This is a genomic window from Algicola sagamiensis DSM 14643, assembly GCF_000374485.1.
Classification (GTDB): Bacteria; Pseudomonadota; Gammaproteobacteria; order Enterobacterales; family Alteromonadaceae; genus Algicola; species Algicola sagamiensis.
Genome location: NZ_KB894505.1, coordinates 64,375 through 85,579, shown reverse-complemented (window position 1 = coordinate 85,579; position 21,205 = coordinate 64,375). Strand labels below are relative to the sequence as shown.

At 44.4% G+C, this 21,205-nt stretch carries 33 protein-coding genes; 2 read left to right on the top strand and 31 right to left on the bottom strand.

Annotation, left to right across the window (positions count from 1 at the left end; genetic code table 11):
* The first annotated feature begins 352 nt into the window (after nucleotides 1-352).
* Nucleotides 353-1,111 carry a hypothetical protein gene (locus C505_RS23875; RefSeq protein ID WP_018694010.1) on the top strand — a complete coding sequence of 253 codons (759 nt, stop codon included), beginning with the start codon at nucleotides 353-355 and terminating at the stop codon, nucleotides 1,109-1,111.
* 48 nt (nucleotides 1,112-1,159) lie between these two features.
* On the opposite strand, the gene rplQ is transcribed toward C505_RS23875, so the two are convergent.
* The 31 genes from rplQ to C505_RS0117745 form a co-directional block, all read right to left on the bottom strand.
* On the bottom strand, nucleotides 1,160-1,555 hold the full coding sequence (gene rplQ, locus C505_RS0117890) for a 50S ribosomal protein L17 (protein WP_018694009.1): 396 nt from the start codon (nucleotides 1,553-1,555) through the stop codon (nucleotides 1,160-1,162).
* 34 nt (nucleotides 1,556-1,589) lie between these two features.
* Nucleotides 1,590-2,579 carry a DNA-directed RNA polymerase subunit alpha gene (locus C505_RS0117885; RefSeq protein ID WP_018694008.1) on the bottom strand — a complete coding sequence of 330 codons (990 nt, stop codon included), beginning with the start codon at nucleotides 2,577-2,579 and terminating at the stop codon, nucleotides 1,590-1,592.
* A 24-nt stretch (nucleotides 2,580-2,603) separates the two neighbouring features.
* Nucleotides 2,604-3,224, bottom strand: a complete 621-nt coding sequence (gene rpsD / locus C505_RS0117880) for a 30S ribosomal protein S4 (protein ID WP_018694007.1) — start codon at nucleotides 3,222-3,224, stop codon at nucleotides 2,604-2,606.
* Between the two features lie 26 nt (nucleotides 3,225-3,250).
* Nucleotides 3,251-3,640, bottom strand: coding sequence for a 30S ribosomal protein S11 (gene rpsK, locus C505_RS0117875; RefSeq protein WP_018694006.1), 390 nt, complete (start codon nucleotides 3,638-3,640; stop codon nucleotides 3,251-3,253).
* A 10-nt stretch (nucleotides 3,641-3,650) separates the two neighbouring features.
* Nucleotides 3,651-4,007: a 30S ribosomal protein S13 gene (rpsM, locus tag C505_RS0117870; RefSeq protein ID WP_018694005.1), complete on the bottom strand. Its 357-nt coding sequence runs from the start codon at nucleotides 4,005-4,007 to the stop codon at nucleotides 3,651-3,653.
* 120 nt (nucleotides 4,008-4,127) lie between these two features.
* On the bottom strand, nucleotides 4,128-4,241 hold the full coding sequence (rpmJ, locus tag C505_RS24115; RefSeq protein ID WP_083938388.1) for a 50S ribosomal protein L36: 114 nt from the start codon (nucleotides 4,239-4,241) through the stop codon (nucleotides 4,128-4,130).
* Between the two features lie 26 nt (nucleotides 4,242-4,267).
* Complete coding sequence (gene secY / locus C505_RS0117865; protein ID WP_018694004.1) at nucleotides 4,268-5,626, bottom strand: preprotein translocase subunit SecY; 1,359 nt, start codon at nucleotides 5,624-5,626, stop codon at nucleotides 4,268-4,270.
* Nucleotides 5,627-5,638: 12 nt separating this feature from the next.
* Nucleotides 5,639-6,073 carry a 50S ribosomal protein L15 gene (gene rplO / locus C505_RS0117860; protein ID WP_018694003.1) on the bottom strand — a complete coding sequence of 145 codons (435 nt, stop codon included), beginning with the start codon at nucleotides 6,071-6,073 and terminating at the stop codon, nucleotides 5,639-5,641.
* 2 nt (nucleotides 6,074-6,075) lie between these two features.
* Nucleotides 6,076-6,258 (bottom strand): 50S ribosomal protein L30, encoded by a 183-nt coding sequence (gene rpmD, locus C505_RS0117855; RefSeq protein ID WP_018694002.1) that lies wholly within the window; start codon nucleotides 6,256-6,258, stop codon nucleotides 6,076-6,078.
* Between the two features lie 6 nt (nucleotides 6,259-6,264).
* Nucleotides 6,265-6,765 (bottom strand): 30S ribosomal protein S5, encoded by a 501-nt coding sequence (rpsE, locus tag C505_RS0117850; RefSeq protein WP_018694001.1) that lies wholly within the window; start codon nucleotides 6,763-6,765, stop codon nucleotides 6,265-6,267.
* Between the two features lie 8 nt (nucleotides 6,766-6,773).
* On the bottom strand, nucleotides 6,774-7,124 hold the full coding sequence (gene rplR / locus C505_RS0117845) for a 50S ribosomal protein L18 (protein ID WP_018694000.1): 351 nt from the start codon (nucleotides 7,122-7,124) through the stop codon (nucleotides 6,774-6,776).
* A gap of 9 nt (nucleotides 7,125-7,133) precedes the next feature.
* Nucleotides 7,134-7,667 (bottom strand): 50S ribosomal protein L6, encoded by a 534-nt coding sequence (gene rplF / locus C505_RS0117840; protein ID WP_018693999.1) that lies wholly within the window; start codon nucleotides 7,665-7,667, stop codon nucleotides 7,134-7,136.
* Nucleotides 7,668-7,680: 13 nt separating this feature from the next.
* Nucleotides 7,681-8,073 (bottom strand): 30S ribosomal protein S8, encoded by a 393-nt coding sequence (gene rpsH / locus C505_RS0117835; protein WP_026318069.1) that lies wholly within the window; start codon nucleotides 8,071-8,073, stop codon nucleotides 7,681-7,683.
* A 20-nt stretch (nucleotides 8,074-8,093) separates the two neighbouring features.
* The gene (gene rpsN / locus C505_RS0117830) at nucleotides 8,094-8,399 is read right to left on the bottom strand and encodes a 30S ribosomal protein S14 (RefSeq protein ID WP_018693997.1); all 306 of its coding nucleotides are present in this window, start codon (nucleotides 8,397-8,399) and stop codon (nucleotides 8,094-8,096) included.
* Nucleotides 8,400-8,411: 12 nt separating this feature from the next.
* On the bottom strand, nucleotides 8,412-8,951 hold the full coding sequence (gene rplE / locus C505_RS0117825; protein ID WP_018693996.1) for a 50S ribosomal protein L5: 540 nt from the start codon (nucleotides 8,949-8,951) through the stop codon (nucleotides 8,412-8,414).
* A gap of 13 nt (nucleotides 8,952-8,964) precedes the next feature.
* Nucleotides 8,965-9,279, bottom strand: coding sequence for a 50S ribosomal protein L24 (gene rplX / locus C505_RS0117820; protein ID WP_018693995.1), 315 nt, complete (start codon nucleotides 9,277-9,279; stop codon nucleotides 8,965-8,967).
* A gap of 12 nt (nucleotides 9,280-9,291) precedes the next feature.
* A complete protein-coding gene (gene rplN, locus C505_RS0117815) occupies nucleotides 9,292-9,660 on the bottom strand; it encodes a 50S ribosomal protein L14 (RefSeq protein ID WP_026318068.1) in 369 nt (122 codons plus the stop codon).
* Nucleotides 9,661-9,967: 307 nt separating this feature from the next.
* Nucleotides 9,968-10,219 (bottom strand): 30S ribosomal protein S17, encoded by a 252-nt coding sequence (gene rpsQ, locus C505_RS0117810; protein ID WP_018693993.1) that lies wholly within the window; start codon nucleotides 10,217-10,219, stop codon nucleotides 9,968-9,970.
* The gene (rpmC, locus tag C505_RS0117805) at nucleotides 10,219-10,410 is read right to left on the bottom strand and encodes a 50S ribosomal protein L29 (protein ID WP_018693992.1); all 192 of its coding nucleotides are present in this window, start codon (nucleotides 10,408-10,410) and stop codon (nucleotides 10,219-10,221) included. Before rpmC ends, rpsQ begins: the two co-directional genes overlap by 1 nt.
* Nucleotides 10,410-10,823, bottom strand: a complete 414-nt coding sequence (rplP, locus tag C505_RS0117800; RefSeq protein ID WP_018693991.1) for a 50S ribosomal protein L16 — start codon at nucleotides 10,821-10,823, stop codon at nucleotides 10,410-10,412. Before rplP ends, rpmC begins: the two co-directional genes overlap by 1 nt.
* An 11-nt stretch (nucleotides 10,824-10,834) precedes the next feature.
* Nucleotides 10,835-11,545, bottom strand: a complete 711-nt coding sequence (gene rpsC, locus C505_RS0117795) for a 30S ribosomal protein S3 (protein ID WP_018693990.1) — start codon at nucleotides 11,543-11,545, stop codon at nucleotides 10,835-10,837.
* A gap of 11 nt (nucleotides 11,546-11,556) precedes the next feature.
* Nucleotides 11,557-11,889 (bottom strand): 50S ribosomal protein L22, encoded by a 333-nt coding sequence (gene rplV, locus C505_RS0117790; RefSeq protein WP_018693989.1) that lies wholly within the window; start codon nucleotides 11,887-11,889, stop codon nucleotides 11,557-11,559.
* Nucleotides 11,890-11,900: 11 nt separating this feature from the next.
* Nucleotides 11,901-12,179, bottom strand: coding sequence for a 30S ribosomal protein S19 (rpsS, locus tag C505_RS0117785; RefSeq protein ID WP_018693988.1), 279 nt, complete (start codon nucleotides 12,177-12,179; stop codon nucleotides 11,901-11,903).
* Between the two features lie 16 nt (nucleotides 12,180-12,195).
* Nucleotides 12,196-13,020, bottom strand: a complete 825-nt coding sequence (rplB, locus tag C505_RS0117780; protein ID WP_018693987.1) for a 50S ribosomal protein L2 — start codon at nucleotides 13,018-13,020, stop codon at nucleotides 12,196-12,198.
* A 14-nt stretch (nucleotides 13,021-13,034) separates the two neighbouring features.
* Nucleotides 13,035-13,337, bottom strand: a complete 303-nt coding sequence (gene rplW, locus C505_RS0117775; RefSeq protein WP_018693986.1) for a 50S ribosomal protein L23 — start codon at nucleotides 13,335-13,337, stop codon at nucleotides 13,035-13,037.
* Nucleotides 13,334-13,939, bottom strand: coding sequence for a 50S ribosomal protein L4 (gene rplD, locus C505_RS0117770; protein ID WP_018693985.1), 606 nt, complete (start codon nucleotides 13,937-13,939; stop codon nucleotides 13,334-13,336). Before rplD ends, rplW begins: the two co-directional genes overlap by 4 nt.
* 18 nt (nucleotides 13,940-13,957) lie before the next feature.
* Nucleotides 13,958-14,596 carry a 50S ribosomal protein L3 gene (gene rplC / locus C505_RS0117765; protein ID WP_018693984.1) on the bottom strand — a complete coding sequence of 213 codons (639 nt, stop codon included), beginning with the start codon at nucleotides 14,594-14,596 and terminating at the stop codon, nucleotides 13,958-13,960.
* A gap of 17 nt (nucleotides 14,597-14,613) precedes the next feature.
* Nucleotides 14,614-14,925 (bottom strand): 30S ribosomal protein S10, encoded by a 312-nt coding sequence (rpsJ, locus tag C505_RS0117760; protein ID WP_018693983.1) that lies wholly within the window; start codon nucleotides 14,923-14,925, stop codon nucleotides 14,614-14,616.
* Nucleotides 14,926-15,153: 228 nt separating this feature from the next.
* Nucleotides 15,154-15,789, bottom strand: a complete 636-nt coding sequence (locus tag C505_RS0117755) for an outer membrane beta-barrel protein (RefSeq protein WP_018693982.1) — start codon at nucleotides 15,787-15,789, stop codon at nucleotides 15,154-15,156.
* Between the two features lie 225 nt (nucleotides 15,790-16,014).
* Entirely contained in the window at nucleotides 16,015-16,260 is a 246-nt protein-coding gene (locus tag C505_RS0117750) for a hypothetical protein (RefSeq protein ID WP_018693981.1), read from the bottom strand.
* A 10-nt stretch (nucleotides 16,261-16,270) separates the two neighbouring features.
* Nucleotides 16,271-16,822 carry a type III secretion system chaperone gene (locus C505_RS0117745; protein WP_083938387.1) on the bottom strand — a complete coding sequence of 184 codons (552 nt, stop codon included), beginning with the start codon at nucleotides 16,820-16,822 and terminating at the stop codon, nucleotides 16,271-16,273.
* 195 nt (nucleotides 16,823-17,017) lie between these two features.
* Here C505_RS0117745 and C505_RS23870 point away from each other — a divergent pair, with 195 nt between their 5' ends.
* Entirely contained in the window at nucleotides 17,018-21,199 is a 4,182-nt protein-coding gene (locus C505_RS23870; RefSeq protein ID WP_018693979.1) for a DUF1800 domain-containing protein, read from the top strand.
* Nucleotides 21,200-21,205: the final 6 nt, after the last annotated feature.

The window sequence follows — 21,205 nt, the reverse complement described above, 5'->3', positions numbered from 1 at the left end:
TTCTTTTTGTAGAATCTTCTCTCTGCGAGTGCCCACACAGATAATGAGTTACTTATTGTTAAAGAGCGTTTTAAATCAGGATGCGTATCTTACGCATCTGTGATTCAAAGTCAAGGATTAAATTTAACGTTTCTTATCAACATTTAATTTGAACCTTAACCTTATGCGGTGCTTTAGTTTTCTTTAGCGCCTTCCCCGTCTGGGGTGGTTGGGCATTATAGAGATCTTTAGTGTGAGCGCAAGAACTTTTTGAATATTTCTTTCCGATCGGTTACGTTTTAATCTTAATGGACAATATTTATTAGAAATGAAGATATTTCAGCCAAACTACAAGTATCTTAGGAGGGGATTTATGCGCAGATCCTATATATGTGTCACGAAAACGATCGTCCTTGCTTTTTTACTTTGTTACTTTATCCCTGTCTCCGCCAATAACGATCAAAACTTTTTGAAGCGACTTGTCGATAAACAACTCAAAACCGGGTCAAATATAGGAAATGGGATCAGCAGCCTTCTTAACCACTACCCAGATCAAACTGAAGCCGTTATTCATCATGCCTTAAATGAGTACCCTCAGCATTATAAAGAGATCATTCATTCAGCAATGACATCACAGCCACCTTTATCAGAACTGATTGTTGAGAGCGCTATTCTTTCAAATGTCGCAAGCCCAGAAGATATTGTTGCTGCGGCAATAGAATCAGAACCTGCTTATACAGATTTGATTGTTCAAACAGCCCTCGCACTCAAACCTACAAAGAAAGATACTATTTTAGCCATTGCTGTTGACTTTGATCGAGCCTGTGGCATTGATGCGATCGAGACGAGTATACGAAGTGGCCATACAGAGATTCATTCAATTGAGTTCGGGCTGTTTCTAAAGAAAAACCCTGATTATTCGATGGACTTATTTCAACGTCTCGGGTGGCTATATAGAAACAATAGTGAATTGCTTTCAGTTTTTCTAAAGCATATGCATTCAGAGGAAGAAGTCGCATTAGCAATTCAACACGCCAGAAAGATCGGAATTGAAAAAGAAAGAATTCTAAATGGTATACCAAAAGAAATGCGTTTATTGGCAGGAATTCAAAAAGAAATTGAACAATATTGAACGTTGTAAAAAGAACAAAGGCTGGATATTCCAGCCTTTGTCTATCACTTACTCTTCAGCTTGAGCTTCTTCAACGTCCTCAACTTCAGGACGATCAACAAACTCGATATAAGCCATTGGAGCATTATCACCAGTACGGAAACCGCATTTTAGAATACGCGTGTAACCACCTGGGCGATCTTGGAAACGTGGTCCAAGGTCGTTAAATAGCTTACCAACAACTTCTTTATCGCGAGTACGAGCAAATGCCAAGCGACGGTTCGCAACACTATCACTTTTAGCCAATGTAATTAAAGGCTCGATAACTCGACGCAGCTCTTTCGCTTTAGGCAGAGTGGTTTTGATGATTTCATGCTTCACCAAAGAACCTGCCATATTACGGAACATCGCTTGACGATGGCTGCTGTTACGATTTAGCTGACGACCACTCTTACGATGGCGCATGACATTATCCTTCTAACTAAACCTTACCGAGTGACTAGTCTTTATCAGCAATGCTTGCCGGTGGCCAGTTCTCAAGGCGCATGCCTAAAGAAAGACCTCTCGATGCAAGAACATCTTTGATTTCTGTAAGTGACTTCTTACCTAAGTTAGGTGTTTTCAGAAGTTCAACTTCAGTACGCTGGACTAGGTCACCAATATATTGAATCTGCTCTGCTTTCAGACAGTTTGCTGAACGGACAGTTAATTCAAGATCATCAACCGGACGAAGAAGAATCGGGTCAAACTCAGGTTTTTCCTCTTTCTCTTCTGGCTCACTCACATCACGTAGGTCAACAAAAGCATCTAATTGTTCTGCCAAAATTGTTGATGCACGGCGGATCGCTTCTTCAGGATCCAGTGTGCCGTTTGTTTCCATATCGATGATTAGCTTGTCCAAATCAGTACGCTGTTCAACACGAGCTGATTCAACGGTATATGCAATACGTTCAACCGGGCTATAAGCAGCGTCTACAAGTAGACGGCCGATTGGACGCTCTTCGTCATCAGAGGATAAACGCTGAGAAGCTGGCACATAACCGCGACCGCGCTCTACCTTGATTCGCATATTTACTTCACCTTCACCAGTCAGGTGACAGATGACATGCTCAGGATTCACGATCTCAACATCACCATCATGTTGAATATCACCAGCTGTGACGGGACCTGCACCAGACTTAGATAGTGTCAGAACAACCTCATCTTTGCCGTGAACGATTACAGCCAAACTCTTCAGGTTAAGCAGAATATCGATGATATCTTCCTGAACACCCTCTTTAGCGCTGTATTCGTGAAGTACCCCATCGATCTCCACCTCGGTTACGGAACAACCAGGCATTGATGACAACAAAATACGACGTAGCGCATTGCCAAGTGTATGACCGAAGCCTCGCTCTAGAGGTTCCAGTGTTACTTTGGCACGCATTGGGCTTACTTGCTCAATATCAACTAGCCTTGGCTTTAGGAATTCAGTCACAGAACCCTGCATTTTATCCTCTCTTAATTGTTAGCCTTACTTAGAGTAAAGCTCGACGATTAACTGTTCGTTAATATCAGCAGATAAGTCAGTGCGCTCTGGTAGACGTTTGAATACGCCTTCCATTTGCTTGTTATCTACTTCTACCCAAGTTGGCTTTTCACGCTGCTCAGCCAATTCCAATGCAGCAGTGATACGCCCTTGCTTCTTAGATTTCTCACGAACCGCAACAACGTCTTCAGGAGATACTCTGTAAGAAGGAATATTAACTGTTTTACCGTTAACCATGATCGCTTTGTGGCTCACTAGCTGACGTGCTTCAGCACGCGTGCTCGCAAAGCCCATGCGATAAACTACATTGTCAAGACGTTGCTCTAGAAGCTGAAGCAGGTTTTCACCTGTATTGCCTTTTAGGCGAGCCGCATCTTTGTAATAGTTACGGAATTGTTTCTCAAGCACTCCGTAAATACGGCGTACTTTTTGTTTTTCGCGTAGCTGCAAACCGTAATCAGACAAACGCGGCTTACGCGCGCCGTGTTGACCAGGTGCAGTATCGATTTTGCATTTAGAGTCAATCGCTCTAACGCCGCTCTTAAGGAACAGGTCAGTACCTTCGCGACGACTTAACTTGAGTTTAGGACCCAAATATCTTGCCATGTTCTTTCTCCACTAATTCCGAAACGTTATACGCGACGTTTCTTAGGTGGACGACAACCGTTGTGCGGAATAGGCGTCACGTCAGTAATGTTAGTAATACGGAAACCTGCTGCATTTAATGCACGAATTGCAGATTCACGACCAGGACCTGGACCTTTAACGAATACTTCAAGGTTTTTCAGGCCGTACTCTTGTGCCATCGCACCAACTCTTTCAGCAGCAACCTGTGCAGCGAAAGGTGTTGATTTTCGAGAACCACGGAAGCCAGAGCCACCCGCAGTCGCCCAGCATAGAGCATTACCTTGACGATCTGAAATCGTTACGATTGTGTTGTTGAAAGAAGCATGGATATGAGCCATACTATCAACAATATGCTTTTTGACCTTTTTACGTGAACGTACTGGTGCTTTAGCCATAACTTACCTCTTAACGCTTAATAGGCTTACGAGGACCTTTACGCGTACGCGCATTAGTCTTCGTACGTTGACCACGAAGTGGTAAGCTACGACGGTGGCGAAGGCCACGGTAGCAACCTAGATCCATCAAACGCTTAATGTTAAGCGTCGTTTCACGACGCAAGTCACCTTCTACAGTGTACTTGCCAACTTCTTCACGAAGTTCATCCAATTGCGTCTCTGATAATTCGCTGATCTTAGTGCTTTCAGCGATGCCTGTAGCAGACAAGATGCTTTGAGCACGAGTCTTACCGACACCATAGATAGCTGTTAGAGCTACCACAGCATGCTTATGATCAGGAACGTTAATGCCAGCTATACGGGCCACTAACACATCTCCTATAGTTGAAATACGTCGGTTGAAAAGCCCGTTAGGATACTCAACCAACAACGAATTTGCAAGTGATGCGGGTTATGGAGCAAACTCCTCCCCCGCATACTGCAAGTTTTAGCCTTGCCTTTGCTTATGCTTTGGCTCACTGCAGATCACACGAACAACGCCATGGCGTTTGATGACCTTGCAGTTACGGCACATTTTTTTTACAGAAGCACGTACTTTCATTACTTCGACTCCGTAACCAAAGTATATTAACGGCCATAACCTTTCAGGTTCGCTTTGTCGACTGACTTGGAACCAAGGTTGGCCTTGCGAAGTACAGAATCATACTGATGAGACATCAGTAACGTCTGCACCTGTGCGGTGAAATCCATGATTACAACAACGATAATGAGCAGTGATGTACCACCGAAGTAGAACTGCACATTCGCAAACAAAATCAGGAATTCAGGCACTAAACATATAAGCGTGATATATAGGGCACCCGCGAGAGTTAACCTAGTCATCACCTTATCAATATATTTCGACGTTTGCTCGCCAGGGCGATATCCTGGGATAAAAGCGCCAGATTTCTTCAAGTTATCAGCTGTTTCGCGCGGATTGAATACCAACGCAGTATAGAAGAAACAGAAGAAAATGATAGCTGCTGCATAGAGTAAAACATACAACGGCTGTCCAGGAGACAGTGTTGATGCTACTGTTGATAATGCATCAGCCACAGCACCTTCGCCTTGGCCAAACCAGCTGGCTATTGTACCAGGGAATAGAATAATACTGTTAGCAAAAATTGGTGGAATTACACCAGCCATATTCACTTTTAATGGTAAGTGCGTACTTTGCGGAGCAAAAACACGTCTGCCCTGCTGTCGTTTTGCATAGTTCACAACAATACGTCTTTGGCCACGCTCTACGAACACGACGAAAGCAATTGTTGCAAGAACTAAAACACCAATTACCACTAAGAACAGTGGGTTGATAGTCCCGGTATGCGCCTGCTCAGATAGTGAAGCAATCGCAGATGGTAAACCAGCAACAATCCCTGTGAATATCAGGATTGAAATACCATTTCCAATGCCGCGCTCGGTGATTTGTTCACCCAGCCACATCAAAAACATTGTACCTGTTACCAAACTCACCACAGCTGTAAATGTGAATCCAATACCTGGGTTCACAACAAGACCTGGCATCATATTTGGTAAGCCGGTGGCTATCCCGATAGCCTGGGCTGTAGCGAGTACTAGCGTACCATAACGTGTGTACTGGCTGATTTTACGTCTGCCCTGCTCACCCTCTTTTTTCAATTCAGCAAAAGACGGTACGGTCACCGTCATCAACTGCATGATAATCGAGGCTGTGATATAGGGCATAATACCAAGCGCAAATACAGAGGCACGCTCAAGCGCACCACCGCTGAACATGTTAAACATGGCAACGATGGTACCCTTTTGCTTCTCAAAGAGATCAGCGAGTACTACGGCGTCAACCCCAGGAATAGGTACAAATGACCCCATACGGAAGACAATGATTGCACCTAACACAAACAACAATCGATGTTTCAGTTCTGAAAAGCCTTGCTGTGCATTTTGTAAGTCTAATCCTGGTTTAGCCATAATGGTCTATCCTTACTCTTCTACTTTGCCGCCTGCAGCTTCAATCGCTTCACGTGCACCTTTAGTGACACGTAGACCTTTTACAGTCACAGCACGACTGATTTCGCCCGATTTAACAACCTTGACGAATTGCATGTTTTTCTTCACCAGACCTGCAGCCTGTAAAGCTTGAAGATCAACAGTATCACCAGAAACCTTAGCGATTTCATTCAACGTCACCTCATCAGTTACCATTCCCTTACGAGAAGTGAAACCGAACTTAGGAAGACGACGCTGGATTGGCATCTGACCACCTTCGAAGCCCGCGCGAACGCCGCCGCCAGAACGTGACTTCTGACCTTTGTGACCACGACCACCAGTCTTACCAAGACCAGAGCCAATACCGCGACCAACACGCTTCTTCTCTTTACGAGAACCTTCTGCAGGTGAAAGAGTATTAAGATGCATAATTACCCCTCCACTTGAACCATGTATTGAACTTGATTGATCATACCACGTACTGAAGGCGTATCTTCTAGCTCAACAGTGTGTCCGATGCGACGAAGTCCTAAACCACGAAGTGTAGCTTTATGTTTCGGCAAGCGGCCGATAGAGCTACGCGTCTGAGTTACTTTAACTGTCTTTTTTGCCATGGTGAATTACCCCAAAATCTCTGCAACGCTAAGACCACGTTTCGCAGCGACTTTCTCTGGCGATTTCATGTTCGCTAGAGCGTCGATTGTTGAACGTACAACGTTGATTGGGTTAGTTGAACCGTAGCACTTGGAAAGTACGTTCTGCACACCTGCAACTTCGAGTACTGCACGCATTGCACCACCGGCAATGATACCTGTACCTTCAGAAGCTGGCTGCATGTATACTCGAGAACCCGCGTGACGACCTTTAACAGGGTGCTGAAGCGTGTTTCCGTTTAAGTCTACAGTAACCATGTTGCGACGAGCTTTTTCCATCGCTTTTTGGATTGCAGCAGGCACTTCACGTGCTTTACCGTAACCGAAACCTACACGACCGTTACCGTCGCCAACGACAGTTAGTGCAGTGAAGCTAAAGATACGACCACCTTTAACAACCTTCGATACACGGTTAACTGCGATAAGCTTTTCTACCAATTCTGGTTGCTTTGCGTCTACGTTAGCCATGACTGCTCCTAGAACTGTAGACCGGCTTCACGCGCTGCATCCGCAAGCGCCTTCACACGGCCATGATATTTAAAACCACTGCGGTCGAAAGATACTTTTTGGATACCTTTCTCAACAGCGCGCTCTGCGATCGCTTTACCGACCAATTTCGCAGCGTCTACGTTACCTGTGCTTGCAGCTTCTGCACGGATTGATTTCTCAACCGTTGAAGCAGCTGCTAACACTTCGCCTTGAGGGGCGACAAGCTGCGCGTAAATATGGCGCGGAGTACGGTGAACAACCAAGCGATTCGCACCCAACTCAATGATTTTTCTACGCGTACGTAGTGCACGGCGTAGACGAGATGCTTTCTTATCCATCCTACTACCTTACTTTTTCTTAGCCTCTTTACGACGCACAACTTCGTCAGAATAACGCACACCTTTACCTTTGTATGGCTCAGGCTTACGGTACGCACGAATATTAGCGGCTGTTTGACCTACTAATTGTTTATCTGCGCCTTTAACAACAACTTCTGTTTGGCTAGGGGTTTCAATAGTGATACCTTCAGGGATTGCAAACTCAACTGGATGTGAGAAGCCAAGCGTAAGATTAAGAACCTTACCCTTTGCCTGAGCACGGTAACCAACACCGATAAGCTCAAGTTTCTTCTCAAAGCCTTCTGCTGCACCAGTAACCATGTTATTGATTAGTGCGCGCGCAGTACCAGCTTGAGCAGTTGCACCTGCGAAGCCTTCACGAGGATTAGTACGAAGAACGTTTTCCTCGAACACTACTTCAACTGCAGGGTTCACGTTAAGCGCTAGCTCACCGTTTTTACCCTTAATTTTAATGTCCTGGCCGTTAAGCGTAACTTCTACACCAGCAGGAACAGTAATGGGTGCTTTGGCAACACGAGACATATTCCTACTCCTATTACGCTACGAAACCGACGATCTCACCGCCAACACCTTGAGTACGTGCTGCACGATCAGACATTAAACCCTTAGACGTAGAGACGATAGCAACACCGAGTCCACCCATTACTTTAGGTAGCTCATCGCGCTTTTTATAGATACGTAGTCCTGGACGGCTTACGCGCTCAATAGTCTCAATAACTGGCTTGCCTTCGAAGTATTTTAATTCGATATCAAGCTCAGGCTTTACGTCACCAGAAACTGTGTAGTTTGCAATGTAACCTTCCGCTTTTAAAACTTCAGCGATTGCAACTTTAAGCTTTGAAGAAGGCATGTTAACAACAACTTTCTTCGCACCTTGTCCGTTACGGATCCGTGTAAACATATCCGCAATTGGATCTTGCATGCTCATATTTCGTTACTCCGTGATTCTTACCAGCTAGCCTTTTTAAGACCAGGAATTTCACCGCGCATAGCCGCTTCACGTACTTTAATTCGGCTCATACCGAACTTACGAAGATAACCGTGCGGACGCCCCGTGATGTTACAACGATTACGTTGACGAACACGGCTAGAGTCACGAGGTAAAGACTGAAGTTTTAAAACGGCTTCCCAACGATCTTCGTCAGAAGTCGCAGGATTGCTGATAATAGCTTTAAGCGCTAAACGTTGCTCAGTGTACTTAGATACTAATTTTGTACGCTTAGCTTCACGCGCCTTCATTGATTCTTTTGCCATAACTCTACGACCTTATTTTCTGAACGGGAAGTTAAAAGCAGCTAGCAGAGCACGACCTTCTTCATCCGTTCCTGCTGAAGTCGTAATCGTGATATCAAGACCACGGACTTTATCAACTTTGTCATAGTCGATTTCAGGGAAGATGATTTGCTCGCGCACACCCATGCTAAAGTTTCCACGGCTGTCGAACGATTTCGGGTTCAAGCCACGGAAGTCACGGATACGTGGGATAGCGATTGTGATCAAACGCTCTAGGAAGTCCCACATACGCTCGCCGCGTAGAGTTACTTTTGCACCAATTGGAAAGCCTTCACGGATTTTAAAACCAGCAACAGACTTACGAGCATTACACACAAGTGGTTTTTGACCTGTGATTGCTGCGAGATCAGCACATGCATGCTCGATGACTTTTTTGTCTGCAAGAGCTTCACCCAAACCCATGTTTAGGGTGATTTTCTCAATCCGAGGGACTTGCATGACACTGGTATAGCCTAGTTCTTTAACTAGAGCATTAACCACAGTCTCTTTATAGAAATCATGCAGTTTCGCCATCGTTTACTCCAGATTAAATTGTTTTACCATTAGATTTGAAGAAGCGAACTTTTTTGCCGTCTTCAAATTTAAACCCAACACGATCTGCTTTATCCGTTTCAGGATTAAGGATCGCTACATTTGACGCTTGAATAGGTGCTTCTTTAGAAACAATGCCGCCTTGAATGTTCATTTGAGGAACAGGCTTCTGATGCTTCTTAACCATATTCACGCCTTCGACAATCATGCGTCCTTCTTCAGTTAAGACCTTGAGCACTTTACCGCGCTTACCTTTGTCTTTACCTGCTAGAACGATGACTTCATCATCACGACGAATTTTCGCTGCCATACTCGTTTCTCCTTATAGTACTTCAGGCGCTAGTGAAACGATTTTCATGAACTTCTCTGTACGAAGTTCACGCGTCACTGGGCCAAAGATACGAGTACCGATTGGCTGATGCTGAGTGTTCAACAGTACAGCCGCGTTATTATCGAAACGGATCAAAGAACCGTCCTGACGACGAACGCCTTTCTTAGTGCGCACCACGACCGCGTTAAGCACATCACCTTTTTTCACTTTACCGCGAGGAATTGCTTCCTTCACTGTGATCTTGATGATGTCGCCAACATGCGCGTAACGACGGTGCGAACCACCTAAGACCTTAATACATTGAACTCTGCGCGCGCCGCTGTTATCAGCCACGTCCAGCATCGTTTGCATTTGGATCATTGTCAGTGCTCCGCTTATTATTGCTAAAAGGACCCTTCCGGGCCGTTGCTGCTTAAAATTTAAACTACCCCCATATAAAATGGGCGGTGGATTATAACAAGTATTTCTATAAAGTGGTAGCCCGCCTTTCATTTAATCGAAAAACGTTTCAAATTCATCCAAGCTTTGGTGGGTTGAACATCATTGAAGCTAACTTTACAGAATAGGCTTTTTCATCCCAAAAGCGAATCAGCCTAGTAGATTTTTAAAAATCCACAAAAAGAAAAGGCCCCCTAACGGGAGCCTTCTAAACGAATCAAATCGTAAATTAAGCATTGCTCTCAACGATTTCGACCAAAGTCCAGTTCTTCGTCTTGGACAATGGACGACACTCGCGGATTGCAACTAAATCGCCGATTTTGCACTCGTTATTTTCGTCATGCGCGTGTAGCTTAGTCGTACGCTTGATGAATTTCCCGTAGATTGGGTGCTTCACTTTACGCTCAATCGCAACCGTGATGGACTTGTCCATCTTGTCGCTGACTACACGGCCTTGTAATGTACGGATAGTCTCGCTCATTACGCACCTGCCTTCTGAGTTAGTACAGTTTTCACGCGCGCGATGTCGCGGCGTACTTGCTTAAGCATGTGTGTTTGAGCTAGCTGACCAGTACTTGCTTGCATGCGCAGGTTGAACTGCTCACGAAGAAGATCTAGCAATTCAGCTTTAAGCTCTTCAACGCTTTTTTCTCTAAGATCGCTCGCTTTCATCACATCACCGTCCGAGTTACGAAAGTTGTCTTGAATGGAAGTTTAGCTGCCGCTAGCGTAAGTGCTTCGCGAGCCAATTCTTCTGGAACCCCTTCCATCTCGTAAAGAACACGGCCTGGCTGGATTTGTGCAACCCAGTACTCCACGCCACCTTTACCTTTACCCATACGAACCTCAAGAGGTTTGTTAGTAATCGGCTTATCAGGGAATACGCGGATCCAGATTTTACCTTGACGCTTGATGTGACGTGTCATTGCACGACGAGCCGCCTCGATTTGGCGTGCTGTCATACGACCGCGCTCAGTTGCTTTCAGACCGAAAGTACCAAAGCTAACTTTGTTACCCGTCTGAGCTAAGCCACGGTTACGACCTTTGTGCATCTTACGAAATTTAGTACGTTTTGGTTGTAACATCGGTGAGCCTCCTACTGCTTAGCGCTTTTTTTGGCTTTGCGCGGTGCTCTTTTATTTGGCTTCGTGTTTTCTTCAACGTTGTTCAATGGTAATGCACCAAGAACTTCGCCTTTGAAGATCCAAACTTTAACACCGATAATACCGTAAGTTGTTAATGCTTCAGACGTTGAGTAGTCGATATCAGCACGAAGTGTATGTAGAGGTACACGACCTTCACGATACCACTCAGAACGTGCGATTTCAGCACCACCTAGACGGCCAGAAACTTCAACCTTGATACCCTTCGCGCCAAGACGCATTGCGTTTTGAACTGCGCGCTTCATTGCACGACGGAACATAACACGACGCTCTAATTGGCTCGCGATGCTGTCTGCAACTAGCTGAGAATCAAGCTCAGGCTTACGTACTTCAGAAATATTGATTTGCGCAGGAACGCCAACCAATTTAGTAATGTGCTTACGTAGCTTTTCTACATCTTCACCTTTCTTACCAATCACGACACCTGGGCGAGCAGTGTGAATGATCACACGGATGCTCTTCGCAGGACGCTCGATCACGATTCGAGAAACTGAAGCATGCTTAAGTGCTTTTGTAAGGTATTGACGTACCTGATGGTCACCGTGAAGGTGCTCAGGATAGTCTTTAGAATTTGCGTACCAGGTCGCCGCCCAAGGTTTAGTGATGCCTAGGCGAATCCCCGTAGGATGTACTTTTTGTCCCATCGTCAAATCTCCTAGCTATCAGAAACCACAACAGTGATGTGGCTGGTGCGCTTAAGAACACGATCAGCACGGCCTTTCGCACGAGGTTTGATGCGCTTCATTGTTGGACCTTCGTCAACAAAGATTTTCGCAACTTTTAACTCGTCGATATCAGCGCCTTCATTGTGTTCCGCATTTGCGATTGCAGAATCAAGCACTTTCTTGACCAAAGTAGCCGCTTTTTTCGGGCTGTAGTTCAAGATTTCTAGTGCTTTATCAACAGATAGACCACGGATTTGGTCAGCGACCAAACGTGCTTTTTGTGCTGAAGTGCGGGCAAACTTGTGTTTAGCTAATGCTTCCATTGATTTACCCCTTAACGTTTCTTCGCTTTCTTATCAGCAGCATGGCCGCGATAAGTACGAGTTGGCGCGAATTCACCCAGCTTGTGGCCGATCATTTCGTCAGATACAAATACTGGCACATGTTGACGACCATTATGGACAGCGATGGTCAATCCGATCATATCAGGTATGATCATTGAACGACGGGACCAAGTTTTAATTGGTTTTTTATCCCCGCTTTCCAACGCTTTCTCTACCTTCTTCAACAAGTGCAGGTCAATAAAAGGACCTTTCTTGAGAGAACGTGGCATGGTTATTCCTCACTAATTATTTAGTACGACGACGTACGATATATTTATCAGTACGCTTGTTCTTACGAGTCTTATAGCCTTTCGTTGGCATACCCCATGGAGACACAGGATGACGACCACCAGATGTGCGGCCTTCACCACCACCGTGTGGGTGATCTACTGGGTTCATCGCGACACCACGAACGGTCGGACGAACACCACGCCAACGGTTTGCACCAGCTTTACCAAGCTGACGAAGCATGTGTTCAGCATTACCAACTTCGCCGATTGTCGCACGGCAATCCGCAAGAACCTTGCGCATTTCGCCAGAACGAAGACGAAGAGTAACGTATGCGCCATCACGCGCAAGAATTTGAACATATGCACCAGCTGAACGTGCAAGTTGCGCACCTTTCATAGGCTTAAGCTCAACGTTGTGAACCAAAGTACCTACTGGGATGTTACGCATAGGCAGTGCATTACCAGCTTTGATTGGTGCATCAACACCAGACTGGATTTGATCGCCTGCTTTCATGCCTTTAGGCGCAATGATGTAGCGACGCTCACCATCTGCATAAAGCACTAGTGCGATATTTGCAGAACGGTTCGGATCGTACTCAAGACGCTCAACCTTTGCAGGGATACCGTCTTTATTACGCTTAAAATCGACAATACGATAGTGCTGCTTATGACCACCACCGATGTGACGTACAGTCGTACGACCTTGATTGTTACGACCACCAGACTTGCTTTTCTTGTCTAGTAGCGGCGCATAAGGTTTACCTTTATGCAGGTCCGGATTGACCACTTTAACGACGTGGCGACGACCCGGAGATGTAGGCTTACACTTAACAATAGCCATCGTATAAACTCCTCTTACTCTGCGCCTTCAATGAAATCAAGCTCGGTGCCTTCTTTAAGGGATACGTACGCTTTTTTCCAGTCTTTACGACGGCCAAAGCGAGCGCCATGACGCTTCGTTTTACCCTTAACATTAACAGTGCGAACGCCTGTTACTTCGACTTCGAACAGTTTTTCAATCGCTGCTTTGATCTCTGCTTTTGTAGAGTCAACCGCGACCTTGAACACTAGAGTGTTGTTCAGTTCTTTCGCGATCATCGCTTTTTCAGAGACGTGCGGAGCAAGAATTACTTTAAGCAAACGTTCTTCGCTGATCATGCCAACATCTCCTCAATTTGCTTAATTGCACCCGCAGTAACGAGAACCTTTTCGAAACCGATGAGGCTGACAGGATCGATACCCTGTGCATCACGAACGTCAACCTTATATAGGTTGCGTGATGCTAAGAACAAATTCTCATCGATTTCTTCAGAAATGATAAGAACGTCTTTCAGCTCAAGCTCTTTTAGCTTCGCGACAAGTTCTTTTGTTTTAGGCGCTTCTACACCAAACTTTTCAACAACAATCAAACGCTCTTGACGAACAAGCTCGGAAAGAATGCTTTTGATTGCGTTACGATACATTTTACGGTTAACCTTCTGGCTGTGATCTTGTGGCTTCGCCGCAAATGTCACACCACCAGTACGCCAGATTGGGCTACGGATTGTACCCGCACGAGCACGACCTGTACCTTTTTGACGCCAAGGTTTTTTACCACCACCGCTTACTTCTGAACGTGTTTTCTGCGCACGAGTACCCTGACGAGCACCTGCTGCATAAGCAACTACTACTTGGTGAACTAGTGCTTCGTTAAACTCACGTCCAAAGGTAGCTTCGGAAACTTCAAGAGCGCTGTTCGCGTCTTTTAACGTTAATTCCATCACCTATCTCCTCAGACGTTATGCTTTAACTGCAGCTTTAACAACAACGTCACCACCAATTGCGCCAGGGACTGCTCCCTTGACCAATAGTAGGTTACGTTCTGCGTCAACGCGTACAAGTTCAAGTGATTGAACAGTAACACGTTCTGCACCCATGTGACCCGCCATCTTCTTACCTTTAAATACGCGACCTGGTGTTTGACATTGGCCAATTGAACCAGGAGCACGGTGAGATAGTGAGTTACCGTGTGTTGCATCTTGAGTACGGAAGTTCCAGCGTTTTACAGCACCTGCAAAACCCTTACCTTTAGAAGTACCGACAACGTCTACTTTCTTCGTTTCAGCGAACAACTCTACAGTTACTTCGCCGCCAACTTCGATACCTTCGCCTTCGCCGTCTACTAGACGGAATTCCCACAAGCCGCGGCCCGCTTCAACACCTGCTTTCGCAAAATGTCCAGCGTCTGCTTTATTTACGCGGTTAGCCTTTTTTGTGCCTGTGGTTACTTGAAGGGCACGGTATCCGTCTTTTTCGTTCGAACGAATTTGAGTTACACGATTCGGTGTAGCTTCAATAACGGTTACTGGAATAGAAACACCATCTTCGGTGAAGATGCGAGTCATTCCAACTTTACGACCGACTAGACCTATAGCCATCTTCAAACCTCTCTCTATTAACCCAGGCTGATCTGAACATCAACACCAGCTGCAAGATCAAGACGCATAAGTGCATCAACGGTCTTTTCAGTTGGTTCTACGATGTCGATTAGACGTTTGTGGGTACGAATTTCGTACTGATCACGTGCATCTTTGTTCACGTGAGGAGAGATCAGTACAGTGAAACGTTCCTTGCGCGTAGGAAGTGGGATTGGACCACGAACTTGAGCGCCGGTACGCTTAGCCGTGTCAACGATTTCCTGCGTTGATTGATCGATCAGGCGGTGATCGAAAGCTTTTAAGCGTATACGAATACGTTGATTTGCCATTACAAAACCTCAAATAAAGAGCATTTTAGAAAGAGCATAAAAAAACAACCTCGCAGCTATTCCTTGAGAATAGGGAGGGTATTTTTTCAACATCTTTGATTCCCAAATCGGGAATCCTGTTTAGTTCACTTTCTTACTACACTTGGTAAAAAAGCGGCCCTGAGATCTTCAGGGCCTGTGAATTATACAGCCTTTTAAGTAAAAGGCAAGGTCGTATAGTGACCTAAATTAGAATGTGTATGCGTAGCTAAGAACGAGACTTTTTGTGGTGAAAGTATCGATCTCGGCACTACCTGGTGCTTCTTCTGCATGGACAGTCGTCACTTCAAAACCAAGGTTAACATTCTGGTTTTTCATGAACTCATATGATGCACCCAAACCTAGAATAAAACCACCAGAGGTATCCTTCTCTTTTGCCATTAAAAACGGCTTATCTGATGTTGATGCAGCTAAAACCAGACGATCTTTATCTTCAATGGTTGTTAGCTGATAACCGAGATCTCCATACAGCTTAAATGAATCGTTAATTGAGAAGTTGTAACGTCCTTTAAAAAAGAATGCTGACATCTCAGCCGGATTAACATCCTTGAACTGCGGGTTACGAATAATTCTGCCGCGGTATGGAAAATCGCCATTTACAGTCAATAGGCCATCTCTTTCTGCCTTACCTAGGTCTTTATAACCGCCAATTAACTGCCAATTTTCAGTCAGGTTATATCCACCAAAAAGGCTAAAACCTGTATGTGCTTTTGCTTCTTCAAACTTGTTTTGTGATACACCAACACCTGCAAACCAATCACCTTGATCGGCGAATACAGTTGAAGATGATGCTAATAATGCGAGCACTAAAATTGATTTTTTCACTTTGACCTCTAAGTACTATTTATGACCACATATTTTTTCACAGAAAATAGTACCAGACGAACCTGAATGATTGCTGAACGAGTATTCCTTAATGGAAATTTTTTTCATGATATTATTTATATCCTTTGCACATAGTTATCACTATGAATAGCTGATCTATATTCACTCCAGTTTTAAAACTCAAGTAATTAGACAAAGTACTGGCCTGCGCCAAAGCCCCATCATCTACTTCGCGGACTTGCTCATTACATTGGCAGTGATTTGCTTTCCTATGTCAGGTGATTGAACAAGCACAAGTACCCGATCATTAATCGAGCGATGACCCGAGTCTGCTGTTAATCGCTGTAAACTAATATCTGGTGTTGGGGCAAGTTGGACAGTTCGATTTTTAAATCCAACTGATTTATTCTGAATGGATTCCGTTTGGGGAGAATGCGTTACAGATCCCAGGTTGACGTTGAGGTTAGTCATCACGGACTCCTTACGCTTTGATCATACCAACAGGCATTGACCCATATTGCATTGATGCCTGAGGTGGTAACCCACTTGGGATAGAATCAACCTGCTCAAGTACTCGTTCGTAATAATTGACGTATCTTTCTAGCAAATTCACAAACTGTTGATAACTGATTTCATTGTGATCAACTCGCTGACACAGAAGGACTTGATCATTTTCCTTATCAAGGGATAAGAAGGCTCTTCCTGTTAACTCACCTTGAAAATTCGATTCAAGCAGCCAACCAAACAATGAGATCCGATCATCAAATGGTCCTTTTGCCACAATGCCATATAAATTGGTTTGCTCATGAATGGAATCAACTTCGATAGTGACGATGTACTTCTCATCGATCAAAATACTACAGCGATTATTATGATCAAGACGAATGTATCCAAGGCCCATATCATGGCCAAATTGAGACAGCGCTTCATTCATATTCATTTTTACTTCCTTTTGCTTCCTTTTCTCTCTGTGACGACCTCGAAGTACTGCGGCACTGCCGAGACACTCTAGCGTTGAGTGAAAAAAAACCATACAGTGGTTTCCGTTTGAGTTAAAAGTAAGTTCCACAAAGAACGAAAAAGTTTCATTTTTTTTCTTGCTCTTTAAGAAAATAATCGAATCTAGTACTTTTTTCTGGAATGACCTCTTAAGTTTCCTATACTGACTTGTATCCACAGTGTTAATTTTTAGGACACTTGTTATTGATAATTGTATGGAGGCAATATCATGTCACTGTGTTATCAATATAAAACTCACCGTCTATTTCGTCTCAAATACTCCCTTTTTATCCAACAGTTTCTAGCGATGTTACTGCTATTTATGAGCGGCAATATCTTGGCAGGGATTGTTTCACTTAACCTAACTGATTATCATTCAAATCAGGCTATTACAGGTACACAAGTTGTTGCTTATCGAATTGATGAGAACGGTAAGCGTCATTGGTATCAACAACAAGTGACCAATCCAGAAGGCAAAGCAGATTTTGCTCTCGCCGATATCGAATGGGGCAAAACCTATCAATTCGGTGTGAAGTCGAATAACAATGATTTCCGAAGTTATAGTGATCTACTCACACGGATTGATTCATACGACTTTATCATTAATAACGTTCAACTGACTCTAAAGAACGGGTCAGATGCCACATACCCATTATTGAAAAACTATTGGGCTGAAATCCTCAAGGTCAAACCTGACGGCAAGTATGCTTACTTTGACCGAGTGGTCACTGATAATGCCGGCCAGCTGAAGGTCACACTCCAGGACTTAAATAAAGGACAGACTTATGTCATCAAAGCACCAAGTCCAATATTCCCCTATCAATATAAAATATCTCCCGTTATCAGTGAGCCTGTACAAACAGAGTTTATCGTCGGAAATCCAGCATTAAATGTTAGTTTGGTAGATGGTATTCATGGTCACCCGCTCATTGGTGGCAAGGTTGTTGTCTATGAGATTAAACCTGAAAATAAATGGCATTGGATCACTCAAGGCGAAACCGACGATGATGGAAACATTGTTTTTGATATCGATGGATTAGATGACCCGGAGCGTTACTTTTTGCTCAAATCTAATCCATTTTCAAATTCCTGGCTGTACTCAAAGCAAATCAAAGCTTATGGCCACTTCACCTTTCACGCCGGAACAACCTCAGTCACTGTCTACAATGGTTCGACACGCGATCCGAATGACGTCTTAGCAGAACAAGACGTTGGATTTTATAAGGTCCTTCCAGATGGTAAACACAAATGGATCGCCGGGCTCAAAACGGATGTTCATGGCCATGGACGCGTTAATTTGCATGGATTAGAGGATGGCTTTGACTACTTTGCTTCATCCAGAAGCCGCGTTGGGCAAAAACCTTATTATCGTTTTGACCTACGAAAAGAGGGTCATTATGACCTAGTCGTTGGTCATCACCCTGTCACCGTTAGTTTATCAAATGCTTATGATGCTAGGGTACTCCCTGATCGTGATGTAACCGTTTACAAGCTAAATGAAGAAGGAAAGCGAGCGTACTTTGTCAATCGAAAAACTAATGAAGCTGGTATGATCACACTTGATCTCCCTGGCCTTGGCAAAGACACAGAATACCAATTTGGTATAAAAGCTTATAACAACTACCGCGTTTACTCGAAAATTATTAATGCCGTTGATGATTATCGATTTGAACTAGGTAAATTACAGATTCCTGTCACAAATGGAAGTGTGAATCCAAACGTCAGCCTCCCAAATTACAAAGTGTGGATTGTGAAGCAGGATGATGCTGGTCAATTCAAATGGCATTCAAGCTCTCAAACAGATGACAACGGCCTATTGCAATTGGACCTTCCGGACATAGGACAAGGTGCAACTTATGCAATCCGAGCAAGAAGTACTGTCGATAACAGTGAAGTACAAAGCCCTTTGATTTCCAGTAATGGTGTTCATCCATTTGTTATTGGCAACCCACCTGTTGCAGTTACCTTAAAAGATGCAACATCCGGAAATGTCTATACAAATACAAAAGTCACCGCTTATCGCATCCTTGATAATGGAGAATGGCAATGGTATCGCAACGCCACGACCGATGACAATGGTCAAGTTTTAATGGATCTGAAGGAGATCACACAAGGTGCACATTACCGATTCAAAGCAAAAGTGTATTCTCACACATATTCATATAGCCAACTGATCCAAACCTCAGGTAATCATGAATTTTTGATTGGTCAGGTGCCGATTGCTTTATCCGATAAAGAATCTGGCCATCCGATACAGAATGTTAAAGTGACGGGTTATGAGATCTTGCCGGATGGTTCATTGAAATGGAAATCCCAAGGGACAACAGACTCTGCGGGTTATATCACATTCGATTTCTTAGGTTTAGGGGAAGATGGAAAGCGATTTGTGTTGAAAGCCTATAAACCTTATGGGTCAAATCGTTCTTACTTTGGTCCGATTGTGACTGGTGCAGGCCAAGTCGACTTTATTTTGGATCCGGACTTGAGCGGGCAACTTGATTTAGTGACACCAACCATTGATATCACAACCCCAGGTGGAAATGTTGCGAATTCTCTCGGGTTCACCCTTTCAGGTGTTGCAACGGACAACGAGAAAATCCTCAGAGTGGATGTTTCACTGAATGACCCTGTTGCAGGCCAGAGACAGCTTCAGGCGAATTATAATGAATCTGATCAAAGCTGGTCTGTGGCGATCCAGGGTGATTGGGTCACACAAGATGAGCAGATTCAATTTACCGCTGATGCAATTGACTATGCTCACAATAAGGCTCAGGAGATCCGCGGTTATCTGGTCATCAAAGATGGAACCCCTCCCAGTTTGATGATTACCTCGCATCAAGATAACGATGATGTTTTCCAAACAGGATTTACAGTCCTTGGTACTGTTGCAGATGAAATCGGTATTCAATCCATCACAGCTAGCCTTGTTGATCCAATTCTCGGCGAAACGATTCAAGATAGACCGCTGAATGTCAGTTCACTCAATGGACAGTGGGCTTTTGTGGTCACCAATGGTTTTGTTTCACTCGATCATTCCATCAATATTCAACTAGAAGCTTTGGATTATGGCGGCAACTTAACGACCAGAACGCTTGCTTTGCAAACCGTGGAACCAAATACCAGTGCTCTTCATATAGCCTCACGTATCAGCTTTGGCATGACACCTGAAGTGTTGGATCTGGTGAAAAATGGTCATGATTATCTGGCGGAACAATTGGATCCAGGCGCAATTGATGACAGCGTCTTCGAGTCACAATGGGAAGGCTTTATTCCATCAGATCTTAATCAAATGCGGCAGTATTTGCTCAGCCGAATGTTATTCTCCAAACGACAGCTACAAGAAGTCATGGCTTGGTTTTGGGAAAACCATTTTAGTACCAACTACAACACGCATGACAATGTTCTATATGAGTTTCAAGAAAATACTGCATTTAGGACACATGCGCTCGGACAATTCCGTGATTTGCTCTCAGCAAGTGCAAAAAGTCCAGCAATGATTTATTACCTGAACAACGCACAAAATCGTAAAGGCGCACCGAATGAAAACTACGCCAGAGAGATCATGGAGCTACATACTTTGGGTGTCGATGGGGGTTACACTTCCACTGATGTCGCTGAGCTTTCGAAGATTTTCACCGGTTGGCAAGAGCAAGATGGTGCTTTCTTCTTTAATGAATCGCAACATGACTTTAGTGATAAAACTTTTCTTGGCAATGCAATCCCAGGGAATGGACTTCAAGAGGGTGAAACTGTATTGAATATTCTCGCCATCCATCCTTCAACTGCACGCTACCTCTGTGGAAAGTTGATCGTCTTCTTCGCAACTGATACACCGCCGTTGGATTTATCCCAACAATGCGAAGCCGAGTTTATTGCAAGTAACGGGAATATGAAGTCCGTCATTCAAGTCATTCTTGGTAGCGGTGTCTTTAGTCAAGGTAGAGCCCGTGATCAGGTGAAAACACCACTTGAATTTACAATCGCTTCAGCCCGTGGGTTTAATGCAAGTGTCGATGTCTCCAGGCTGCAATCCCACTTATCCGGTATGGGGTATCATTTGTTCACCTTCCCTGTCCCTACTGGTTATTCTGAATTTGCAGAAGACTGGGTCAACGCCGATGCACTCTTCAGAAGGTGGCGGTTTATCAATCGTGCAGCTTGGCACAATGATGCGCTGCAAATGGACATGGTCCAGATCTTTAGTCGTCTTGGCCGTACTTCCGCAGATGCCATTGTCAGTATGATTTCGGAAATTGCATTTATGGGTGAGCTGACAGAAGTCCAATATCAGCTTGGACTGGATATTCTAAACAGCGGTGATGTATTCGATATCCAAGCCCCTGATGCACCAGATAAACTAAAACGTGTCTGGGCAACATTGCTTAGCCTGCCCGCGTTCCAATATCAATAAGTTCAA